This window comes from Denitratisoma oestradiolicum (genome assembly GCF_902813185.1).
In the GTDB taxonomy this organism is placed as follows: Bacteria; Pseudomonadota; Gammaproteobacteria; order Burkholderiales; family Rhodocyclaceae; genus Denitratisoma; species Denitratisoma oestradiolicum.
The window spans coordinates 1109117-1127792 of the sequence record NZ_LR778301.1 but is presented as its reverse complement, the minus strand read 5'-3'; the positions used below and the strand labels follow the sequence as shown (position 1 = coordinate 1127792).

General features: G+C 61.8%; 18 protein-coding genes and 1 tRNA gene. 10 read left to right on the top strand and 9 right to left on the bottom strand.

All coding sequences use genetic code 11. The annotated features are described in order from the left end of the window. Window positions 1–168 precede the first annotated feature (168 nt). Both DENOEST_RS05240 and serS read left to right on the top strand, forming a co-directional pair. Complete coding sequence (locus DENOEST_RS05240) at window positions 169–1485, top strand: replication-associated recombination protein A (RefSeq protein ID WP_145771914.1); 1317 nt, start codon at window positions 169–171, stop codon at window positions 1483–1485. Between the two features lie 20 nt (window positions 1486–1505). Then, a complete protein-coding gene (gene serS / locus DENOEST_RS05235) occupies window positions 1506–2786 on the top strand; it encodes a serine--tRNA ligase (protein WP_145771913.1) in 1281 nt (426 codons plus the stop codon). Here the strand turns inward: serS and mltF are convergent. Then, entirely contained in the window at window positions 2780–4198 is a 1419-nt protein-coding gene (gene mltF / locus DENOEST_RS05230; RefSeq protein ID WP_145771912.1) for a membrane-bound lytic murein transglycosylase MltF, read from the bottom strand. The two genes, serS and mltF, sit on opposite strands and share 7 nt — an antisense overlap. Window positions 4199–4293: 95 nt before the next feature. Here mltF and DENOEST_RS05225 point away from each other — a divergent pair. After that, window positions 4294–4383, top strand: a tRNA-Ser gene (locus DENOEST_RS05225). Between the two features lie 770 nt (window positions 4384–5153). Here DENOEST_RS05225 and DENOEST_RS05220 read toward each other — a convergent pair. Next, window positions 5154–5573 (bottom strand): HU family DNA-binding protein, encoded by a 420-nt coding sequence (locus tag DENOEST_RS05220; RefSeq protein ID WP_145771911.1) that lies wholly within the window; start codon window positions 5571–5573, stop codon window positions 5154–5156. A 435-nt stretch (window positions 5574–6008) separates the two neighbouring features. On the opposite strand from DENOEST_RS05220, the gene ettA reads away from it, so the two are divergent. Genes ettA through DENOEST_RS05205 form a run of 3 tightly spaced genes read left to right on the top strand, consistent with a single transcriptional unit; the run spans window position 6009 to window position 8416 of the window. Further along, window positions 6009–7673 carry an energy-dependent translational throttle protein EttA gene (ettA, locus tag DENOEST_RS05215; protein ID WP_145771910.1) on the top strand — a complete coding sequence of 555 codons (1665 nt, stop codon included), beginning with the start codon at window positions 6009–6011 and terminating at the stop codon, window positions 7671–7673. Between the two features lie 23 nt (window positions 7674–7696). Then, on the top strand, window positions 7697–7987 hold the full coding sequence (locus tag DENOEST_RS05210) for an EF-hand domain-containing protein (protein WP_232096557.1): 291 nt from the start codon (window positions 7697–7699) through the stop codon (window positions 7985–7987). A 9-nt stretch (window positions 7988–7996) separates the two neighbouring features. Next, on the top strand, window positions 7997–8416 hold the full coding sequence (locus tag DENOEST_RS05205) for a hypothetical protein (protein ID WP_145771908.1): 420 nt from the start codon (window positions 7997–7999) through the stop codon (window positions 8414–8416). Here the strand turns inward: DENOEST_RS05205 and DENOEST_RS05200 are convergent. Together DENOEST_RS05200 and DENOEST_RS05195 are read right to left on the bottom strand one after the other, a co-directional pair. Next, a complete protein-coding gene (locus DENOEST_RS05200) occupies window positions 8410–8709 on the bottom strand; it encodes a hypothetical protein (RefSeq protein ID WP_232096448.1) in 300 nt (99 codons plus the stop codon). The genes DENOEST_RS05205 and DENOEST_RS05200 overlap by 7 nt on opposite strands. Before the next feature lie 62 nt (window positions 8710–8771). Further along, window positions 8772–9233 (bottom strand): DUF4149 domain-containing protein, encoded by a 462-nt coding sequence (locus tag DENOEST_RS05195; RefSeq protein ID WP_145771907.1) that lies wholly within the window; start codon window positions 9231–9233, stop codon window positions 8772–8774. Window positions 9234–9335: 102 nt separating this feature from the next. On the opposite strand from DENOEST_RS05195, the gene DENOEST_RS05190 reads away from it, so the two are divergent. Then, window positions 9336–11204, top strand: a complete 1869-nt coding sequence (locus DENOEST_RS05190) for a peptidase U32 family protein (protein ID WP_145771906.1) — start codon at window positions 9336–9338, stop codon at window positions 11202–11204. 11 nt (window positions 11205–11215) lie between these two features. Continuing rightward, the gene (locus DENOEST_RS05185) at window positions 11216–11881 is read left to right on the top strand and encodes a hypothetical protein (RefSeq protein ID WP_145771905.1); all 666 of its coding nucleotides are present in this window, start codon (window positions 11216–11218) and stop codon (window positions 11879–11881) included. Here DENOEST_RS05185 and DENOEST_RS05180 read toward each other — a convergent pair. The 4 genes from DENOEST_RS05180 to DENOEST_RS05165 all read right to left on the bottom strand — a co-directional run bounded on the left by DENOEST_RS05180 (window position 11875) and on the right by DENOEST_RS05165 (window position 14861). Next, window positions 11875–12075: a SlyX family protein gene (locus DENOEST_RS05180; protein ID WP_145771904.1), complete on the bottom strand. Its 201-nt coding sequence runs from the start codon at window positions 12073–12075 to the stop codon at window positions 11875–11877. The genes DENOEST_RS05185 and DENOEST_RS05180 overlap by 7 nt on opposite strands. Further along, window positions 12060–13334, bottom strand: a complete 1275-nt coding sequence (locus DENOEST_RS05175) for a TIGR03862 family flavoprotein (protein ID WP_145771903.1) — start codon at window positions 13332–13334, stop codon at window positions 12060–12062. The genes DENOEST_RS05180 and DENOEST_RS05175 overlap by 16 nt, the downstream gene beginning before the upstream one ends. A 17-nt stretch (window positions 13335–13351) precedes the next feature. Next, entirely contained in the window at window positions 13352–14104 is a 753-nt protein-coding gene (locus tag DENOEST_RS05170) for a hypothetical protein (RefSeq protein ID WP_145771902.1), read from the bottom strand. Between the two features lie 211 nt (window positions 14105–14315). Continuing rightward, complete coding sequence (locus DENOEST_RS05165; protein WP_145771901.1) at window positions 14316–14861, bottom strand: YaeQ family protein; 546 nt, start codon at window positions 14859–14861, stop codon at window positions 14316–14318. A 177-nt stretch (window positions 14862–15038) separates the two neighbouring features. Here DENOEST_RS05165 and DENOEST_RS05160 point away from each other — a divergent pair, with 177 nt between their 5' ends. Next, the gene (locus tag DENOEST_RS05160) at window positions 15039–15308 is read left to right on the top strand and encodes a hypothetical protein (protein ID WP_145771900.1); all 270 of its coding nucleotides are present in this window, start codon (window positions 15039–15041) and stop codon (window positions 15306–15308) included. A 232-nt stretch (window positions 15309–15540) separates the two neighbouring features. Here DENOEST_RS05160 and DENOEST_RS05155 read toward each other — a convergent pair whose 3' ends face one another. Then, window positions 15541–16761 (bottom strand): CaiB/BaiF CoA transferase family protein, encoded by a 1221-nt coding sequence (locus DENOEST_RS05155; RefSeq protein WP_145771899.1) that lies wholly within the window; start codon window positions 16759–16761, stop codon window positions 15541–15543. Between the two features lie 314 nt (window positions 16762–17075). On the opposite strand from DENOEST_RS05155, the gene DENOEST_RS05150 reads away from it, so the two are divergent. Beyond that, window positions 17076–18506: an NAD-dependent succinate-semialdehyde dehydrogenase gene (locus DENOEST_RS05150; RefSeq protein ID WP_249040134.1), complete on the top strand. Its 1431-nt coding sequence runs from the start codon at window positions 17076–17078 to the stop codon at window positions 18504–18506. The last annotated feature ends 170 nt before the right edge of the window (window positions 18507–18676 follow it).

The window sequence follows — 18676 nt, the reverse complement described above, 5'->3', positions numbered from 1 at the left end:
GGTTCTCCAGTTCCCCACGAGGTTCGCCCCGCGAACCCCCTCTCTCGGGGAGACGCCGCGCCGCATGGCCGCCCAAAGGCGCGGCAGCGTTATTCATGGAGCCGGCGTTAGCCGGCGAACCACCGTCACCCCCTCCCGTGGGGAGGGGGTCGGGGGGAAGGTAGTCCAGTGAGCGACCTGTTCTCCTCCGCGACACCGCCCCACGCGCCCCTGGCCGAACTGCTGCGGCCCCGAACCCTGGACCAGGTGATCGGCCAGCAGCATCTACTGGGCGCGGGTAAACCCCTGCGCCTGGCCTTCGATTCGGGCACGCCCCATTCGATGATTCTCTGGGGGCCGCCGGGGGTGGGCAAGACCACCCTGGCGCGGCTCATGGCCGATGCCTTCGATGCGGAGTTCATCGCCCTGTCCGCCGTTTTCTCCGGGGTCAAGGACATCCGCGAAGCCATGCAGCGGGCCGAACTGGTGCAGGCCCAGAGCGGCCGGCGCACCATCCTCTTCGTCGATGAGGTGCACCGTTTCAACAAGGCCCAACAGGACGCCTTCCTGCCCTATGTGGAATCCGGCACCGTCACCTTCATCGGCGCCACCACGGAGAATCCCTCCTTCGAGGTGAACTCGGCCCTGCTCTCCCGTGCGGCGGTGTATGTGCTGAAAAGCCTGACGGAAGAGGAACTGGCCGAACTCTTCGAGCGTGCAAGAGCCCAGGCCTTCGTTGAACTGAGCTTCGACGAGGAAGCCCGGACCCGGCTGATCGGCCACGCCGACGGCGATGCCCGCCGCCTGCTCAATGTGCTGGAGACCCTGAAGACCGCAGCCACTGCGGCGGGCGTCACGACCGTGGATGGCGCCTTCCTGGAAGCCACCCTGGCCAGCGACCTGCGCCGTTTCGACAAGGGCGGCGATGCCTTCTACGATCAGATATCGGCCCTGCACAAGGCGGTGCGGGGCTCCGACCCGGACGCCGCCCTCTACTGGTTGCTGCGCATGCTGGACGGAGGCGCCGACCCCCTCTACATGGGTCGACGCATGATCCGCATGGCCACCGAGGATATCGGCCTGGCCGACCCCCGCGCCCTGCGCCTGGCCCTGGACGCGGTGGAAACCTACGAGCGTCTGGGCAGCCCGGAAGGCGAACTGGCCCTGGCCGAGGCCATCCTCTACCTGGCCGTGGCGCCCAAATCGAACGCCGCCTACGTCGCCTATAATGCCGCCCGCGCCTTCGTTGCCAAGGACCAGTCCCGGCCGGTGCCGGAACATCTGCGCAACGCCCCGACCCGATTGATGAAGGACCTGGGCTTCGGCCAGGAATACCGTTACGCCCACGACGAACCCGAAGCCTATGCCGCCGGCGAGAACTACTTCCCCGACGGCATCGCAGCCCCGGGCTGGTATCGTCCCACGCCCCGGGGCCTGGAACAGAAGATCGCCGACAAGCTGGCCCACCTGCGCGAGTTGGACCGGGCAGCACGAAAACTGAAATAGCAAACCTAGGAATCCTCGCCATGCTGGACATCCAACTCCTCCGCAGCAATCTCGCCCTCGTCGCCGAACGCCTCGCCAGCCGGGGTGTCACCCTGGACAGCGCCGCCTTCGAAGTCCTGGAAGCGGAGCGCAAACAGGTGCAGACCCATACCCAGGACTTGCAGGCCAGGCGCAACAGCCTGTCCAAGCAGATCGGCATGCTGAAGGGCAAGGGCGAGGACGCCTCCGCCGTGCTGGCCGAGGTGGCGGGCATCGGCGACGAGCTGAAGGCCAACGAGGACAAGCTGGCGGCTCTTCAGGAGCACTACCAGGCCTTCGTCGCCGGCATTCCCAACCTGCCCCACGAGAGCGTACCGGTGGGCCGGGATGAAACCGGCAATGTGGAAGTGCTGCGCTGGGGCACGCCGCGCAGCTTCGATTTCGAAGTGAAGGACCACGTGGATGTGGGCGCCGCCCTGGGGCTGGACTTCGAGACCGCCACCAAGATCGCCGGCTCCCGCTTCACCCTGATGAAGGGTTCCATCGCCCGCCTGCACCGGGCGCTGGCCCAGTTCATGCTGGACGTGCATACGACGGAGCACGGCTACACCGAAGTCTATGTGCCCTATCTGGTGAACCCGGACAGCATGTTCGGCACCGGCCAGCTGCCCAAGTTCGAGGCGGACCTGTTCCATGTGCCGCGCCACGACGGCAGCACCCTCTATCTGATTCCCACTGCCGAGGTGCCGGTGACCAACATCGTCCGGGACGAAATCCTCGCCGCCGAAACCCTGCCCCTGAAGTTCGTCTGCCACACTCCCTGCTTCCGCTCCGAGGCGGGCAGCTACGGCCGCGACACCCGGGGCATGATCCGCCAGCACCAGTTCGACAAGGTGGAACTGGTGCAAATCGTCCAGCCGGATCAATCCTGGGAGGCCCTGGAACAGCTCACCGGCCACGCCGAGACGATCCTGCAAAAGCTGGAACTGCCCTACCGCAAGGTGGCCCTGTGCACCGGCGACATGGGCTTCTCCGCCGCCAAGACCTACGACCTGGAAGTCTGGTTGCCGGCCCAGAATACCTACCGGGAGATTTCCTCCTGCTCCAACTTCGAGGCCTTCCAGGCCCGGCGCATGCAGGCCCGCTTCCGCAACGAGAAGAACAAGCCGGAACTGCTGCACACCCTCAACGGTTCGGGTCTGGCGGTAGGCCGCACCTTGGTGGCGATCCTGGAAAACGGCCAGCAGGCCGACGGCAGCGTGACCATTCCCAGGGCACTGGTACCCTACATGGGTGGCCTTGAGGTGCTGACCCCTTATTGAGTCGGCCGTGCCTGGGCCAGTTCCGGCCGCAGCTTCAGGCCGGGCTTGTAGCTCTGTCGGCTCAACTGAAAGCCGGACTGCCAGGGCACCTCCAGGCGACTGAGGATGCTGTGGAAGGTGCGAATGTTCTCTACCATGATCACCGCCTCGCCGCCCCGGGCAGGGCCCGCCTTGAGGCGGGCGTAGTACTCGGGGCGCGACATCAGGGGCAACACCTTTTTCATCTCGTACCAGGAGTCCGGATCACGCTTCAGGCCCAGGGCGAGACTGCGGCCACCCCTGAGGTGGCCCATGCCCAGATTGTAGGCCGCCAGGGCCAGCCAGGTCCGGTCAGGCTCGACGATCTGGGAGGGCAGTTCCTCCATCAGGCTAGCCAGATACTTGGCCCCGGCCCGGATGCTCTGCCGGGGATCCAGCCGATTCGAAACCCCCAGGGCATCCGCCGTGTCCTCGGTCAGCATCATCATGCCCCGCACCCCCGTGGGCGAGGTGGCCAGGGGATCCCACTTGGATTCCTGATAGGCCACGGCAGCCAGCAGGCGCCAGTCGATGCCGGTGATTTCCTGGGCGTCCTGAAAATCCCGCCGATAACGATGCAGCAAGGTCCTGGCATCCTGGATCAGCCTCGCGATCCCGTCGGGCTTGATGCGTTCGATGTTGCCGAAATAGCGATCCGCGAAGCGGGCAATGGTGCCATTGCCCCTGGCCTCGACGACAAAGTCCTCGGCCTGGCGCCACAAGGACTTGGCCTCCGGCGCGAAGGCCCAGCCATAGCGCAGCTTGCCGGGCAGGGTCAGGGCCAGCTCCAGCTCCGGCATGAACTGTAGTCCCAAGCGGTAGTGCAGCAGATTGGTGGCCGCGAATTCGACCCGTTGCTCCGCCACGTCCCGCAGCACATCCAGATCGCTCACCCTGGAACGGGCCTGGAGCTTGAAGCGAGCCGGCGTCCCGGCCAGTTTCTGCAAGGCCTCCCACTGGGGCGAGGCCTCAATGGCCTCAACGGTATGCCCGTCCAGTTCCACCGGGTCCGCCTCCAGAGCGATATCGTCAGTGTGTCCCACCACCACCTGAGCGGTCTCCAGCAGGGGGGAAGTATAGTTCAGCCCATCCTTGCCGCTGGTCCATGACGAGGCCGCGAAATGTACCTTGCCCTTTTTCACCAGCCGGACCAGCTCCCCATCGTCGGCGGCCACCACGAATCGGGCATCCACCCCCAGTTTTTCGGCAAAAGCATTCACCATGTCCCGCTCGAAACTGGTGTTTTTCTGCCCCTCGACCCCGGCAACCACCGGCTCCTGGCGGATCGCCACCACAAGTTCCCCCGACTGTTCCGGAGCGGGCAGGCGCTGACAGGCCGACAGCAGCGACATCAGGGGAAGCGTGACCAGCAACAGGGCAAGAGGACGGACCATGCGGTTTCCTCGGGGGGGCGGGGAGGCGGCATTGTGCCAGAACTTCCCGCCGGGCACCCCCGGCCCGCCGGCCCGGTGATAGAATGCGCGCCCACGGAGAGGTGGCAGAGTGGTCGAATGTACCTGACTCGAAATCAGGCGTAGGTGTGAGCCTACCGTGGGTTCGAATCCCACCCTCTCCGCCAAGGTTTATAACGCCCTGGTTTAACAGATAGAGCTTCGATCCAACGAAGTTTTTCCTTGTTTACTACAGGAGAGTGCTACAAGTACGCACTCTGAAAGCGTCAGATGCCAAAGCAAGTCCTTTCTTCAGCGGCGTTCAGCGGCGAAGTGATGCGCTCTTCTTCCGCATCGCAGTTCCCTACGACCTACGCCCCATCATCGGCGGGCATGCAATCGCCAAGACCTTCGGACAACGGATAGGGCCACAGCAGCACCTACGGTTTGAATCGCCCCGCCATCAGAAATATCGATGGGGAATGGTCAATTAGCGGATGCTCACTGGTTACCCCCAAAGGCCATCCCAGGATGGCCTGAGCAATACGGCACACCGTGGGATTAAACATCTTAACAATCAGGGTTGCTTCCCAGCACAATCAGGGTCCCTAAGATCTGCCGCGGCCGTCAAACCAAACAATCCCTCTTCCAACATTCCAGAAGCCAAAAGCCGGCCCACTTCGTCTGCCAGTCTTGGCTCAGCAATGCCAAGCCATAGGGCAGCTTCCCTGATCGACATGCCCGGATGCGCCATAAAGTGCACAACTATCTGGAAACACCGAGGCGCCAAAACCCTATAAAGCTCATCCGCCGCACATTCAAACGGCTCGTCATTGAAACCGGACTTGGCCTGATTCCAAGCGGCTAGGATGGCTTGATCCACGGAGATACCTGAATGTCCCTTGATCGGTCCCGGGGAAATGGCAGGGCAGACCCTGCCATCCCCCCACACCCTGGATTACAGGGCTGCGTCCTTTAATTTCTTCAACGCACGGATGCGCAGCTTCACGGTTGCAGGCTTGGCGGCAAACCACTGCTCTTCCTTCGTGAAGGGGTTAATGCCCTTGCGCTTGGGTTTGGCGGGCACCGTCTGGGCAACAACCTTGAGCAGGCCTGGCAGGGTGAACTCACCAAGGCCCTTCTTGTGCAAGGAAGCCACCGCAGCTGCTTCAAGGGCCGCCATCACTTTTTTCACATCTTTGGCCTCGACACCGGAGGTTTCAGCCAGATAGGCGGTCAGGGTGGTTTTGTTGAAAGCAGTCTTGATGGGTTTCAGGACGGAAGGAGCAGCCTTGACAGTCGGTTTGGTAGCAGATTTCTTGATGGTCTTGGGTGCTGCCTTGGCTGCAGTTTTTGCAGCGGGGTTTTTCGTGGCCATATCGTTGTCCTAGGGTTGAAAGGCATATAGACATGCGCTTTGGGGTTAGCGCTGCCAGGAATTGTGGCAGGCCAAACAACTTTGAAATGGGTAATAAGAGGTAAAAGAAAGTCGATTAAAGGCCACTAGGCCTTCACACGAAAACCCGTCGTAGGGGGCTGGCAAGGGCGCCATCGAGGTCGACTATCTTGATTCTCATGCCATAGTCCGGCTGTCAGATAGAGTTTTCAACTGTTCCAGATAGCAGTTACATTACCTCCGGACTTACAGTCGACTGCTACAGAAAACGGGGAGACGTCGGTTGTTTACGCATTTTCAATGCCCTCTATAAGCAAAATCCCCCTCAATCTCTACCAGATTTGCGAAAAGAATATTTAATTATGAAATTCAATGAGTTAGAATAACAACTTTATACTCTTAAGTGAGATTTACATTTTGGCCCAATATGTAATGTCGATGCTCCGCGTGAGCAAGACCGTCCCTCCCAAACGACAGATCATCAAGGACATTTCCCTTTCCTTCTTCCCCGGCGCCAAGATCGGTCTCCTGGGCTTGAACGGCGCCGGCAAATCCACCGTGCTCAAGATCATGGCCGGTGTGGAAAAGGAATACGACGGCGAAGTGCAGTGGCAGCCCAATCTCTCCATCGGCTACCTGCCCCAGGAGCCGGAACTGGACCCCACCAAGACGGTAAGGGATGAAGTGGAGTCTGCCCTGGGCGAGGTAATGCAGGCCCAACAGAAACTGGAGGCCGTCTATGCGGCCTACGCCGAGCCCGACGCCGACTTCGACAAACTGGCCGAGGAACAGGCACGGCTGGAAGCCATCCTCGCCGCCGCCGGGTCCGATACCGAGCACCAGTTGGAAATCGCCGCCGATGCCCTGCGCCTGCCGGCCTGGGACGCGGTGGTCGGCAATCTCTCCGGCGGTGAGAAACGCCGCGTGGCGCTTTGCAAGCTGCTGCTCTCCAAGCCCGATATGCTGCTGCTGGACGAGCCCACCAACCACCTGGACGCCGAGTCGGTGGAATGGCTGGAGCAGTTCCTGGTGCGTTTCCCCGGCACCGTGGTGGCGGTCACTCATGACCGCTACTTCCTGGACAACGCCGCCGAGTGGATCCTGGAACTGGACCGGGGCCAGGGCATCCCCTGGAAGGGCAACTACTCCTCCTGGCTGGAACAGAAGGAAGCCCGCCTGGAGCAGGAGAACAAGCAGATCGATTCCCACATGAAGGCCATGAAACAGGAGCTGGAGTGGGTGCGACAGAACCCCAAGGCACGCCAGGCCAAAAGCAAGGCCCGTCTGGCCCGCTACGAGGAAATGTCCAGCGTTGAATACCAGAAGCGCAACGAGACCCAGGAAATCTTCATTCCCCCCGGCGAACGCCTGGGGGACAAGGTGATCGAGTTCCATGGCGTGTCCAAGGCCTTCGGTGACCGGCTGCTGATGGACAACCTCTCCTTTGCCGTGCCTCCCGGCGCCATCGTCGGCGTGATCGGCCCCAACGGCGCCGGCAAGTCCACCCTGTTCCGCATGATCCGCGGCCTGGAACAGCCGGACTCCGGTGAGTTGCAGATCGGCGCCACGGTCAAGATCGCTTCCGTAGACCAGAGCCGGGAAGGCCTCCCCAACGACAAGACCGTGTTCGACGTGATCGCCGATGGCGCCGACGTGCTCACCGTGGGCAGGTTCGAGATGCCCAGCCGGGCCTATATCGGCCGCTTCAACTTCAAGGGCGGCGACCAGGGCAAGATCGTCGGCAAACTCTCCGGCGGCGAACGGGGCCGGCTCCACCTGGCCAAGACCCTGATCTCAGGCGGCAATGTGCTGCTGCTGGACGAACCCTCCAACGACCTGGACGTGGAAACCCTCCGCGCCCTGGAGGATGCCCTGCTGGAGTTCTCCGGCTGCGTCATGGTGATCAGCCACGACCGCTGGTTCCTGGACCGGATCGCCACCCACATCCTGGCCGCCGAGGGTGACAGCCAATGGACCTTCTTCAACGGCAACTATCAGGAATACGAAGAAGACAAGAAGAAGCGTCTGGGTGAGGAAGGGGCCAAACCTCGCCGCATCCGCTACAAGCCCATCAGCCGTTAAACCAGGGAGCCATCGTGAAGAAAATGCTGCTGATTGCCGGCCTTCTGGGACTGTCTGGGCTGGTCCTGGCCCAGAAAACCATCGTACCCACCCTGGACGAGGAAGGCCGCCGGGGCGAAATGGCCCGGCTGGCCAAGGAAAAGGCCCAGGCCAAGTTCGACGCTGCCGACGAGGACAAGGACGGCAAGCTGTCCCGGGACGAAGTGACCAAGGCCTTTACCTATATGGCCGAGAACTTCGACAAGCTCGACGCCGACAAGGACGGTTTCCTGAGCTGGGAAGAGTACGTCGGCCATAACCGCTGGCCCCGCTGAGCACCGACCATGAGGAAATCACTGCCCATTCTCTGGGCCGCCCTGCTTCTGGTTTCAGCCCCCGTCCTGGCTCAGCCGCCGGCCGGTCACCCGGCACCCAAGCTGAACATGGCCGACCTGAAACCCATCAAGCGACTGACGCCGGAGGAAATGCCCCTCAGCGGCAAGGTACTGAAGGTGGAGCAAGTCTCCGAATACAGCTATATGGAAGTGGCAACGGCCCAGGGCCGGCTCTGGCTGGCCGCCCCCCGTACCGAAGTGGCGCCGGGCCAGCATATCCGCTTCGAGGAAGGGGACACCATGAAGAACTTCCCCAGCCAGCTACTGAGGCGCAGCTTCGAGAGCATCATGTTCATCGGCCAACTGGCCGTGATGAAAGACCAACAAGCACCGCAGAAAAAACCTGCGGTGGTCAAGAAAACTCAGTGACTGGTCTTGCGGCTGGCGGCAAAAGCCTGCACCGCCGAGGACGGAAACTGGAACTGCTCGAATACCTGCTGGATGCCCGCCTCATCCAGCCCGGCGCCCTGGACCTCGAAACGAATGCCCAGGGGCTCACCATGGGAAGCCAGGGTCATGAAGGCAAAACGCCAGCGCTGAATCTCCGCCAGACGCTCGCGCAATTCGCGCTCATTGCTGATCACCACGCCAGCGGCCTTGAGTGAGTCCAGGAATTCTTCAAAGGACTCGTTGCTGTAACTGCCCATTTGTATCCTCGTCATTGAGTACAGGTGTTTATCCACCAGCCCCCAATAACGGCCTAAGCGGCCTCTGGTTGACAGCCTCAGATCAGCCAGCGGCCCAGGGTCGCGACGGCGATGGTCACCCCCGCCAGCACCAGATTGAGCCCCACCAGTTGGCGGATGCGGTTCAGGGCCGCCCCGCCGGCTTTCCAGTCTTCCACCGCCACGGCCCGCTTCAAGGCGCCGTAGGGGGCGAAATAGACATGGGCGAAAATAGCCATCATGATCAAGCCAAGGAGCAACATCAGGTGCCAGTGGATAGGAGCGTGGGCGAAGCCCATCTCCACCAGCCGGGCCAGGCCGCTTCCCAGTATCATCGCCACCGCCCCCCAGACCCAGGTGAAGAAACGCCCGAACACGGCACCCCACAGGCGTAGCCGTTGGGGTGGCTCCAATACCTCCAGGGCCGCCGGGCGCAGGCAGACATAGGCGAAGAACATGCCTCCCACCCAGATCGAAACACTGCTCAGGTGAATGAAAAGCGTCAGAGGTTCCAGGGTCATTACAGGCTCCATTCAATGATTGTCCGGCCCTCACCATAGCATTTCACGACAGGTCGGACGGCACGGATTAAAATCCGCCTCCGCCTCCCCTTATCCCTGGCCATGCCCTCAACCCGGAACATCCTCGAACTCCTTGCCCCGGCCAAGAACCTGGAGTTCGGCATCGCCGCCATCGACCATGGAGCCGACGCGGTCTATATCGGCGGACCGGCCTTTGGCGCCCGGTCGGCGGTGGGGAATTCCGTGGCCGATATCGCACAGCTTGCCAGCTACGCCCATCGTTTCAACGCCCGGGTGCTGGTGGCCCTGAACACCATCCTCACCGACGAGGAACTGGACGAGGCGGAACTGCTGGTGCATCAGATTCATGACGCCGGTGCCGATGCCCTGATCGTCCAGGACATGGGCCTCCTGGATCTGAGCCTGCCGCCGATCCAGCTCCATGCCAGCACCCAGACCGACATCCGCAGCCCGGCCAAGGCCCGCTTCCTCCAGGACGTGGGGTTTTCCCAGATCGTGCTGGCCCGGGAACTCTCTCTCCAGCAGATTCGCGCCGTGGCCAGCCAGACTTCGGTGGCCCTGGAATTCTTCATCCATGGCGCCCTCTGCGTGGCCTACAGCGGCCAGTGCTATATCAGCCATGCCCACACGGGCCGCAGCGCCAATCGGGGCGAATGCTCCCAGGCCTGCCGGCTGCCCTATTCCCTGGAGGGACCCGACGGCCAGGTGATCACCCAGGACAAGCACCTCCTGTCCATGAAGGACAACAACCAGAGCGAGAATCTGCGTGCCCTGGCGGAGGCCGGCATCAGTTCCTTCAAGATCGAGGGCCGCTTGAAGGACCTGGCCTACGTCAAGAACATCACCGCCCACTACCGCCTGCTGCTGGACGAGCTGATGGAGGAAAATCCCGGCTACCGGCGCGCCTCCTCGGGCCACAGCCATTTACTGTTCACGCCCAGGCCGGAGAAAACCTTCAATCGCGGCACCACGGACTATTTCGTCCAGGAGCGCAAAACCGACATCGGCGCCTTCGATTCCCCCAAGTTCGCCGGCGAACCCATCGGCCAAGTACGCGCCCTGGGGGATCGGCATTTCGAAGTGGATAGCAGCACCCCCATCCACAACGGCGACGGCCTCAGCTTCTACACCGCCGACGGGGAACTGTCCGGCCTGCGGGTCAATCGGGCCGAGGGAAACCGGCTGTTCCCCGCCGAACCGGTGCCGGGCCTGACCGTGGGCACGGCCCTCTACCGCAACCGGGACCAGGAATTCGAGCGCCTGCTGGAGAAGAAATCGGCGGAACGCCGGATCAACGTCGGGATGGAACTCGTCCGGATCAATGCCGGTCTGCGGCTCACCCTCCGCGACGAGGACGGCCGTGAGGCCAGCGCCGAACTGCGCCAGGCCCTGGAACCGGCCAAGGACCCGGCGAAGGCCCTGGAGACCCTGCACGGGCATTTGGGGAAACTGGGCAGCACGATGTTCGCTGCCCGGGAGATCCGGCTGGATCTGGATGTCCCCTGCTTTCTTCCCGCCTCGACCATCAATTCCCTGCGCCGGGAGGCCGTGGCAGGCCTGGAAGCCACACGGCTTGCGGCCTATCGACGCCCATCCCGTACCCTGCCGGTGGAACCGCCGGTGTCCTATCCGGAAAACGAACTGAGCTACCTGGGCAATGTGCTGAACCGGAAGGCCCGGGATTTCTACACCCGTCATGGGGTGCAGCTGATCGCCGATGCCTATGAAGCCAACCAGGAAGCCGGCGCGGTATCGCTGATGATCACCAAGCACTGTCTGCGCTACAGCTTCAACCTCTGTCCCAAGCAGGTGAAGGGCATCCGCCCCGAGCCCATGACCCTGGTCAACGGCAAGGAACGCCTGACCCTGCGCTTCGACTGCAAGCCCTGCGAAATGCATGTGATCGGCAAGCGCAAGCAGCACCGGGTAATCCAGCTTAAAAGCGCCTAGACAGGATCCCCATGAAGAACGCCCTCCTTCTCACCGTCCTGCTGGCCCTGCTGGTGCTGATGTTTCAGGCCCTCTATCCGGCCACCCCGACCGGCTCTGCCGGCCACGCTGTGTCGCCGCCCTGGCAGATCGAAAAACTGCCGGACGGCCATACCCGGGTCTTCGGCCTGGTGCCCGGCGTCAGCACCCTGGCCGAGGCCCGGGAACATCTTGGGCCGGACCTCAACATCGCGGTAATCGCGACACCCGATGAAACCGGCACCCTGGAAGCCTTTCACGACAGTTTCAGCACCGGCTTCGTCACCGGCAAGCTGATCCTGACCATGGAGGCCGACGAGGCCAGCATCGCCGCCATGAAGCAGCGCTCACCCAAATCCGACTACATGGAAAGCAGCACCCGCAAGTACCGCCTCGCCGCCGCGGATATGGAGGCTGCCCAGGGGCTGCCGATCCGGGCCATCGGTTTCATCCCCTCGACCCATCTGGATGCCGCGACAGTGGAACAGCGCTTCGGCCGCCCCACCGAAAGGCTTAAGAGCGGCGAGGACAGCGAGCACCTGCTCTATCCCGACCAGGGGCTGGACATCGCCATCAACGCCAAGGGGCGGGAACTGCTGCAATACGTGGCGCCGAAGGCCTTCGCGCCCCTGCGCGAGCTGCTGATCCGCAATCAGTAATGGGGCGGGATCTCGTCCCGCAGGCTGCGGGACTCCGCCGGCATGGACTCCTGCAACTGCTGGCGCAGTGCCCGTACTTCCCGCTGCAATTGTTCGATCTGCTGCTGCTGGCGGAAGACGGTCTGGTTCAGGGCTTCCAGCAGATCCTCGGCAAAGCCGGCCTTGATCTCAAGCTCGGTCAGTCGGTCGTCCATGGCGCCTCCCTTTCCGGCGCGGGGCGCCGCAAATAATCGATCACTCCCGCCGCCGCCACGCGACCACTGGCGAAGCAGGCGGTCAGCAGATAGCCGCCGGTGGGAGCCTCCCAGTCCAGCATTTCCCCGGCGCAAAAGACACCTGGCAGGGCCTTCAACATCAGGTCGGCATCCATGTCCTCGAAGCGGACCCCGCCGGCCGTGCTGATGGCTTCGTCCATCGGCCGTGTTCCCCGCAACACCAGGGGCAAGGCCTTGATGGCCTGGGCCAGCCGCAGCGGGTCCCCGTAGTCCTCCCGCCCCAAACATTCCCGCAGCAGGCCGGCCTTGACGCCGGTGATGCCGACGCGGCTCTGCAAATGACTGGACAGGGAACGGGAACCCCGGGGATGGGTGATTTCGGCTTCGACCCGTTCCGGGGACTTATCCGGCGCCAGATCAAGTGACAGGGTCACGGGGCCGGAGGCCGTCAGGCTGTCCCGCAGGGGCGCGGAGAGCGCGTAGATCAGGCTGCCTTCCACCCCCGTGGCACTGACGACAAACTCCCCAACCCGGCGATGCTGGATACCCGCATGATCGGTAAATCCGGCCGCCACCGACTTCACCGGCTCCCCGGCGAAGCGCTGACGGAAATGCTCGCTCCAGGCCACGTCGAAACCACAGTTGGCGGGCATCAGAGGCGCGATATCAACGCCCCGCGCTGCCAGCAGGGAGGTCCAGGCGCCGTCGGACCCCAGCTTGCGCCAGCTAGCGCCGCCCAGAGCCAGCACCAGGGCATCGGCTTGGACGCAGCGACGTCCCTGGGGAGTATCGAAACAGGGCCGACCATCCTCCCAGCCCAGCCAGCGATGGCGCATGTGAAAGCGCACCCCGGCCTGGCGTAGCCGATGCAGCCAGGCCCGCAGCAGGGGCGCGGCTTTCATGCCGACAGGGAAGACCCGTCCCGAGGAACCAATGAAGGTCTCGGTGCCTAGTCCCATGGCCCAGTCCCGCAGGGCCGCAGGGCCGAAGGAGTCCAGCCAGGGAGCGATCCGGGCCTGACGAGCGCCATAGCGGGAGAGGAAATCCGGCGCTGCCTCGGCATGGGTCAGGTTGAGCCCACCCCGGCCCGCCATCAGAAATTTGCGCCCCGCCGAGAGCATCCCGTCATAGAGATCCACCCCCAGGCCGGCGGCCACCAGGACTTCGGCGGCCATCAGCCCGGCGGGGCCACCGCCGATGACGGCGACGCGAGGATGGGAGGAGGCTGAGGAAGGCATGTCGCCGGGGAGGAGGATCAGTTCGCCCGCCGGGCCTGCTGCCAGGCCAGCAAGGCCCGGGCGGCATGGGCCATGATGCGGTCGTGGTCCTCCCGGGGCAGGGCCTGGCGTAGGGAGGCGAACAGGGCCAGGGTGGTTTCCTGGGCCAGCCCCTCCGCCGCCAGGCCCTCACTCAGGCACTGAATCTGGATGTGGGCCAGGGCATCGGCCACCAGACGCCAGCCCAGGGTGGGCAGTGCCCGGATCAGGGCCAGCATCATGCCGCCCAACTGGGCCAGCACTGCCAGGGCATCCTCCCGGTTGTCGCTGGCGATCATGGCGTGCCAGAGGGCCAGATGGAGGTGGCGACGCAGTTCCACCTTGAAATCCTGGGCTGCGCATTCATCGACCTCCAGAGCCTCGAACTGGATCAGGAAACGGGCCTCCGCTTTCGCATCGAGACCCGTACGCAGGGTGCCCAGCAAGCGGCTCAGGGCCGGGATACCCACCAGGCCGAAAGCCTGGGTGTAGGCCAGCCCCCACTGATCCAGTCCCGACAGCAACAGGGCCAGGCGCAGAGCACGGGCCGGTTCGTCGTCGGCAGCCGCCACCCACTGGCGCAACGCCGCCTCGATCCGGGCCAGCTCATCCCCGGCATCGGCCCCCGCCTCCCCCACGGCAAGGCGAAACACCCGGGCAAAGGCTTCCTGCACGATATGGGCGGCCTGGCGCTGCACCTCGGGCGAGGCCAGACGGGCCAGAGGATCGACGGGGATCGGCGTATCGTTCATAGAATTAGCGTGAATAAGCTGTGCCGGAGCCGAGTGTAATCATCGAGCACAGCGAGCCAATGGGTAGCCCCGCCCCGGAAGGGGGGCGTAGGCAGGGTTGCGCGAAGCACTGCATCGCGCCGCCCAAGCTGGCCGTGGAACAGGGGTGGGGGATGTTCAATTTACCTTTGCGCATTTTCATCCTTGGGAGCGGTCCTGGCGACCCTGCGCATCAGGGCCGGGGGGTCAGCCAGCGGGGCTCGATGGACACACTGCGGGAACCATCGGTCAGCCAGGCTTGTCCGTCCTGAATCGAGCATTGCAACTGCATGGTGCGCTGGGCCAGGGCGGCCAGGGCGGCACAGGTCTCGTCATCCAGGGCCAGCACGCGCACATTGGAGAGCCGGCCGATGGCACCGCCCTCCTTGACCCACCAGGCATCCATGGCGCGTCCGCCGTAGGCCAGCAGCACCACCTGAGACGCCCGGGAAGAAGCTCGGCGCAGCAGTCGCTCATCGGGCAGCCCCACCTCGATCCAAAGCCGCACCTCGCCGGAATACTCCTTGAGCCAGAGGGCTGGCTCGTCATCGGCGGAAATGCCCCGACCGAACTCCAGTCGTTCATCGGCATGGAGGGCAAAGGCCAGCAGCCGCACCATCATCCGCGCATCGGTCTCGGATGGGTGGCGGGCCAAGGTCAGGCCATGTTCGGCGTAGTAGTTGCGATCCATGTCCGCAACGCTCAAGGACGCCTTGAATACGGTGGATTTGAGTGCCATGAATCAGGAACGCCAAGTCTGGGAAAGGGCGCGACTATACCCCAGGCAAGACAGGGCGCCGCAGTGGAAAAGCCAGGAAGAATAACAATCCCCTGTCCAAGCCGTGAGCCTCCATTGTGTGAGCTGCTCAAAGCGGCTATGCGGGGACGTTAACGCGGCCCAGCGCACCGGGGAAAAATGGCATTCCTTGTCGCGTCCGCATGCTGGTCGGCCATCACGATCACTTGGTTCTGGGTAAAACCCGGTGGCGCTGATCTGTTCAGCTTACCCTTACTGGGTTCTTTGGCGACTCAGGCGCTTTGGGTTCTGGTTCGCGGCTTCATCACCGGTGTAACGAAAACCGGCTTCGTCTTGCTGATCACATCCATGCTGACAGACAGCATCAACGCCGCACATCGGCATGAAAGCGATCATGCCGATGAGGGTTTGCTATCAGGCATTTTCTAGGCACTGGAAAAACTCGCTTTCGCTATCGACCTGGTCATTCCGGTTTTGCCCTAAGCGCGTTTGGATTCCAATCTTCCATCAATGGTGCAGCAGCGCAATCCTCCACTGCCATTACTGGCATTAGTATGATTATCCAGTAATCCCCGCAATCATCATCACCATGAGCCTGTTCATTTCCAGTCAATACTCCCGTGCATCCCGGCAGTCCGACAAGATCACCCTAGGCCTGCCACTAACCTGCCGACACGACACCCTCACGCAACAGACGATTCACAGTATCGTCATCCATCTTCAGCCAGTCTTGCAGCACCTCACTGCTGTGCTCCCCCAGAAGAGGAGGTGCCCTGCGATACTCGACCGGAGTGGCAGTCATGCGCAGAGGGCTCGCCACGCTAGGGGTTACACCGGCCGTAGGGTGCTTCATCTGGACATGCAAGCCCCGATGCCTGACTTGCGGATCGTCGAATACATCCGCGATATCGTTAATGGGACCACAGGGCACTCCAACCTTTTCCAAGGCGGCCACCCATTCCTTGGTTGTGAGCCGGGAGGTAACCTCCCGAATCAGGGCCACCAATTCGTCACGGTGTTGGACGCGCTTTGTGTTGTTTCTGAATCTCTCGTCCTCAGCCCACTCCGGACGACCGGCGACTTCGCAAAATCGCCTGAACTGACCATCATTGCCAATGGCCAGGATCATGTCGCCATTGCTGGTAGGAAAGGATTGATAGGGAACGATGTTCGGGTGCATGTTGCCCAGCCGTTGAGGCGGAGTACCTCCCACAAGGTAATTCATCGCCTGATTAGCCAAACACGCGACCTCCACATCGAGCAGGGCGACATCAATATGCTGCCCCTCCCCACTCCGCTCCCGATGCGCAAGGGCGGCAAGAGCGGCCACCGTGGTATATAGCCCGGTCAGCACATCGGTCAGTGCAACACCCACCTTCTGGGGATCGCCATTAGGATCCCCCGTGACGCTCATCAGCCCACCCATGCCCTGGATCAGAAAGTCGTAGCCCGCCCGGCTGGCATAGGGCCCATCCTGACCGAAGCCGGTAATTGAGCAGTAAATTATTCTCGGGTTTATTTTTTTGACATCTTCATAGGAAAGCCCGTATTGGGCTAGCCCTCCCACCTTGAAATTCTCCACCAAAATGTCGGCGTTTGCTGCCAATTGGCGAATGATGTCCTGTCCGTCTGGGAGCGAGATGTCGATGGCGACAGAGCGCTTGTTCCGGTTAGTAGAAAGAAAATAGGCAGACTCGGTCGTAGGTAGTCCGTTCTCGCCCTTGAGATACGGAGGACCCCAAGCACGCGTGTCGTCGCCGCACCCGGGGCGCTCCACCTTGATAACGTCCGCCCCCAGATCCGCGAGGGTCTGGGTCGCCCAGGGGCCCGCGAGAACGCGCGAAAGATCAAGAACCCGTACGTTTGACAGCGCTCCAGCCATATCGATAACCCTACCCAGAATTTATTTCACTATCACAACCCGCAACTGGAAAGCCATGCATATTCACGTTTCTTTCTCCTCCGGCAGTAGCGGTCCTTGCGTTCCGCAGTTTAGCGCCTGAAGGCAGCTTCACATCGACCGCGCTACACCACACTACGTACAATGAACTGTGCACTGAGGAATTCATCGGTGGTCTGAGTTCATGCGGCACACAGCAACAACCCAATCCAGATAAGATTAACGTTATCGAACTCCAGGCCTAATTTGCATCATGCATCGGAGACCCATTTATGCAGCTCCATGACCGATCCCTAATGAAGTCGATGGCCTACATCGGCGGTAACTGGGTCAGCGCAGAGGAAGGAATCACCCATGCGGTGTTTAACCCATCGACTGGCAAAGAAATCGCGAGGGTTCCGGACCTTGGCGCTAAAGAAACCGAGCGCGCGATTGCCGCTGCTCAGACGAGCTTGCCAGGCTGGCGTGAAAAGACAGCCAAGGAGCGGTCCCGCCTGCTTCGCTGCTGGCATGATCTGATCATGGCCAACCAGGATGACCTGGCGCGGATCATGACATTTGAACAGGGAAAACCCCTAGCAGAAGCCCGCAGTGAGGTGGCCTATGGTGCCTCTTTCATCGAATGGTTTGCAGAAGAAGGAAAGCGCGTCTATGGCGAGATAATTCCATCTCCCACCTCAGATAAGCGCCTGTTTGTCACCAAGCAGGCCATAGGCGTTACAGCAGCAATCACGCCGTGGAATTTCCCGATCGCCATGATCACCCGGAAAGTGGCCCCTGCCCTCGCGGCGGGTTGCACCTCGGTGGTAAAGCCGGCTGAGGCCACCCCCCTTTCGGCGCTTGCCTTGGCCGAGCTTGCCAGCCGGGCCGGCATACCGCCTGGCGTTCTGAATATCGTCACCACATCCCGCCCATCTGTTGTCGGGGACGTTCTGACCACCCACCCTAGTGTCAAGAAACTTTCCTTTACGGGATCCACGAGGGTAGGCAAGATTTTGATGGCGCAGTGCGCATCGACCGTCAAGCGTGTATCGCTGGAACTTGGGGGCAATGCACCATTCATCGTTTTTGACGATGCCGATCTTGATGCTGCAATTCGTGGCGCGCTGGCCTCAAAATACCGCAATGCCGGACAAACCTGCGTCTGTGCGAACCGCTTCCTGGTGCAAGATGGCATCTATGATGCTTTCGCCGCCAAGCTATCCGCTGCGGTCGCTGATATGAAGGTTGATGATGGTTTCACTCCTGGTGCTCAAATAGGCCCACTGATCAACAAGGCTGCGATCGACAAGGTTCATCATCTTGTGGCGGATGCCCTTGCCAAGGGAGCAAAAGTCCTCACAGGAGGAAGGCGCCACGAAAAAGGCGGGAACTTTTATACCCCGACGGTATTGACGGATGTCACCACAGGCATGGACATTGCCCGGGAAGAGATTTTTGGTCCAATCGCGCCCTTGTTCCGGTTCAAATCAGATGCAGAAGCCATTCAGTTGGCGAATGACACAGCCTATGGGCTTGCCTCCTATTTCTACTCTCGCGATATCAACCGCATCTGGCGGGTTGCCGAACAACTGGAGTACGGAATGGTCGGCGTCAACGAAGGCATGATTTCCAATGAGGTTGCCCCCTTTGGCGGGATCAAGGAGTCAGGCATCGGCCGCGAAGGATCACACCATGGAATTGATGAGTACCTGCAAATAAAGTACATATGCATGGGCGGAATGTAACCTGACGCTCATGAAACGGATTTTTTACCTCGGCGCATGAAATACGCGAAGGACAAGAGGTCCCACCCCATCCCGGCCTCCCCCTCTCCGGAGAGAGGTGACGATATTGGCTCGCTACGCTCGCGTGCTTGACCTGCCATTTCAATTTTCTGTTTCACACTAATAAAGAT

Excerpts from the sequence above, each read along its gene's own strand:
- serS (WP_145771913.1), top strand. The coding sequence starts at position 1,506 with ATGCTGGACATCCAACTCCTCCGCAGCAATCTCGCCCTCGTCGCCGAA.
- mltF (WP_145771912.1), bottom strand. The coding sequence starts at position 4,198 with ATGGTCCGTCCTCTTGCCCTGTTGCTGGTCACGCTTCCCCTGATGTCG.
- DENOEST_RS05220 (WP_145771911.1), bottom strand. The coding sequence starts at position 5,573 with ATGGCCACGAAAAACCCCGCTGCAAAAACTGCAGCCAAGGCAGCACCC.
- DENOEST_RS05210 (WP_232096557.1), top strand. The coding sequence starts at position 7,697 with ATGCTGCTGATTGCCGGCCTTCTGGGACTGTCTGGGCTGGTCCTGGCC.
- DENOEST_RS05205 (WP_145771908.1), top strand. The coding sequence starts at position 7,997 with ATGAGGAAATCACTGCCCATTCTCTGGGCCGCCCTGCTTCTGGTTTCA.
- DENOEST_RS05200 (WP_232096448.1), bottom strand. The coding sequence starts at position 8,709 with ATGACGAGGATACAAATGGGCAGTTACAGCAACGAGTCCTTTGAAGAA.
- DENOEST_RS05195 (WP_145771907.1), bottom strand. The coding sequence starts at position 9,233 with ATGACCCTGGAACCTCTGACGCTTTTCATTCACCTGAGCAGTGTTTCG.
- DENOEST_RS05190 (WP_145771906.1), top strand. The coding sequence starts at position 9,336 with ATGCCCTCAACCCGGAACATCCTCGAACTCCTTGCCCCGGCCAAGAAC.
- DENOEST_RS05185 (WP_145771905.1), top strand. The coding sequence starts at position 11,216 with ATGAAGAACGCCCTCCTTCTCACCGTCCTGCTGGCCCTGCTGGTGCTG.
- DENOEST_RS05180 (WP_145771904.1), bottom strand. The coding sequence starts at position 12,075 with ATGGACGACCGACTGACCGAGCTTGAGATCAAGGCCGGCTTTGCCGAG.
- DENOEST_RS05175 (WP_145771903.1), bottom strand. The coding sequence starts at position 13,334 with ATGCCTTCCTCAGCCTCCTCCCATCCTCGCGTCGCCGTCATCGGCGGT.
- DENOEST_RS05170 (WP_145771902.1), bottom strand. The coding sequence starts at position 14,104 with ATGAACGATACGCCGATCCCCGTCGATCCTCTGGCCCGTCTGGCCTCG.
- DENOEST_RS05165 (WP_145771901.1), bottom strand. The coding sequence starts at position 14,861 with ATGGCACTCAAATCCACCGTATTCAAGGCGTCCTTGAGCGTTGCGGAC.
- DENOEST_RS05160 (WP_145771900.1), top strand. The coding sequence starts at position 15,039 with ATGGCATTCCTTGTCGCGTCCGCATGCTGGTCGGCCATCACGATCACT.
- DENOEST_RS05155 (WP_145771899.1), bottom strand. The coding sequence starts at position 16,761 with ATGGCTGGAGCGCTGTCAAACGTACGGGTTCTTGATCTTTCGCGCGTT.
- DENOEST_RS05150 (WP_249040134.1), top strand. The coding sequence starts at position 17,076 with ATGAAGTCGATGGCCTACATCGGCGGTAACTGGGTCAGCGCAGAGGAA.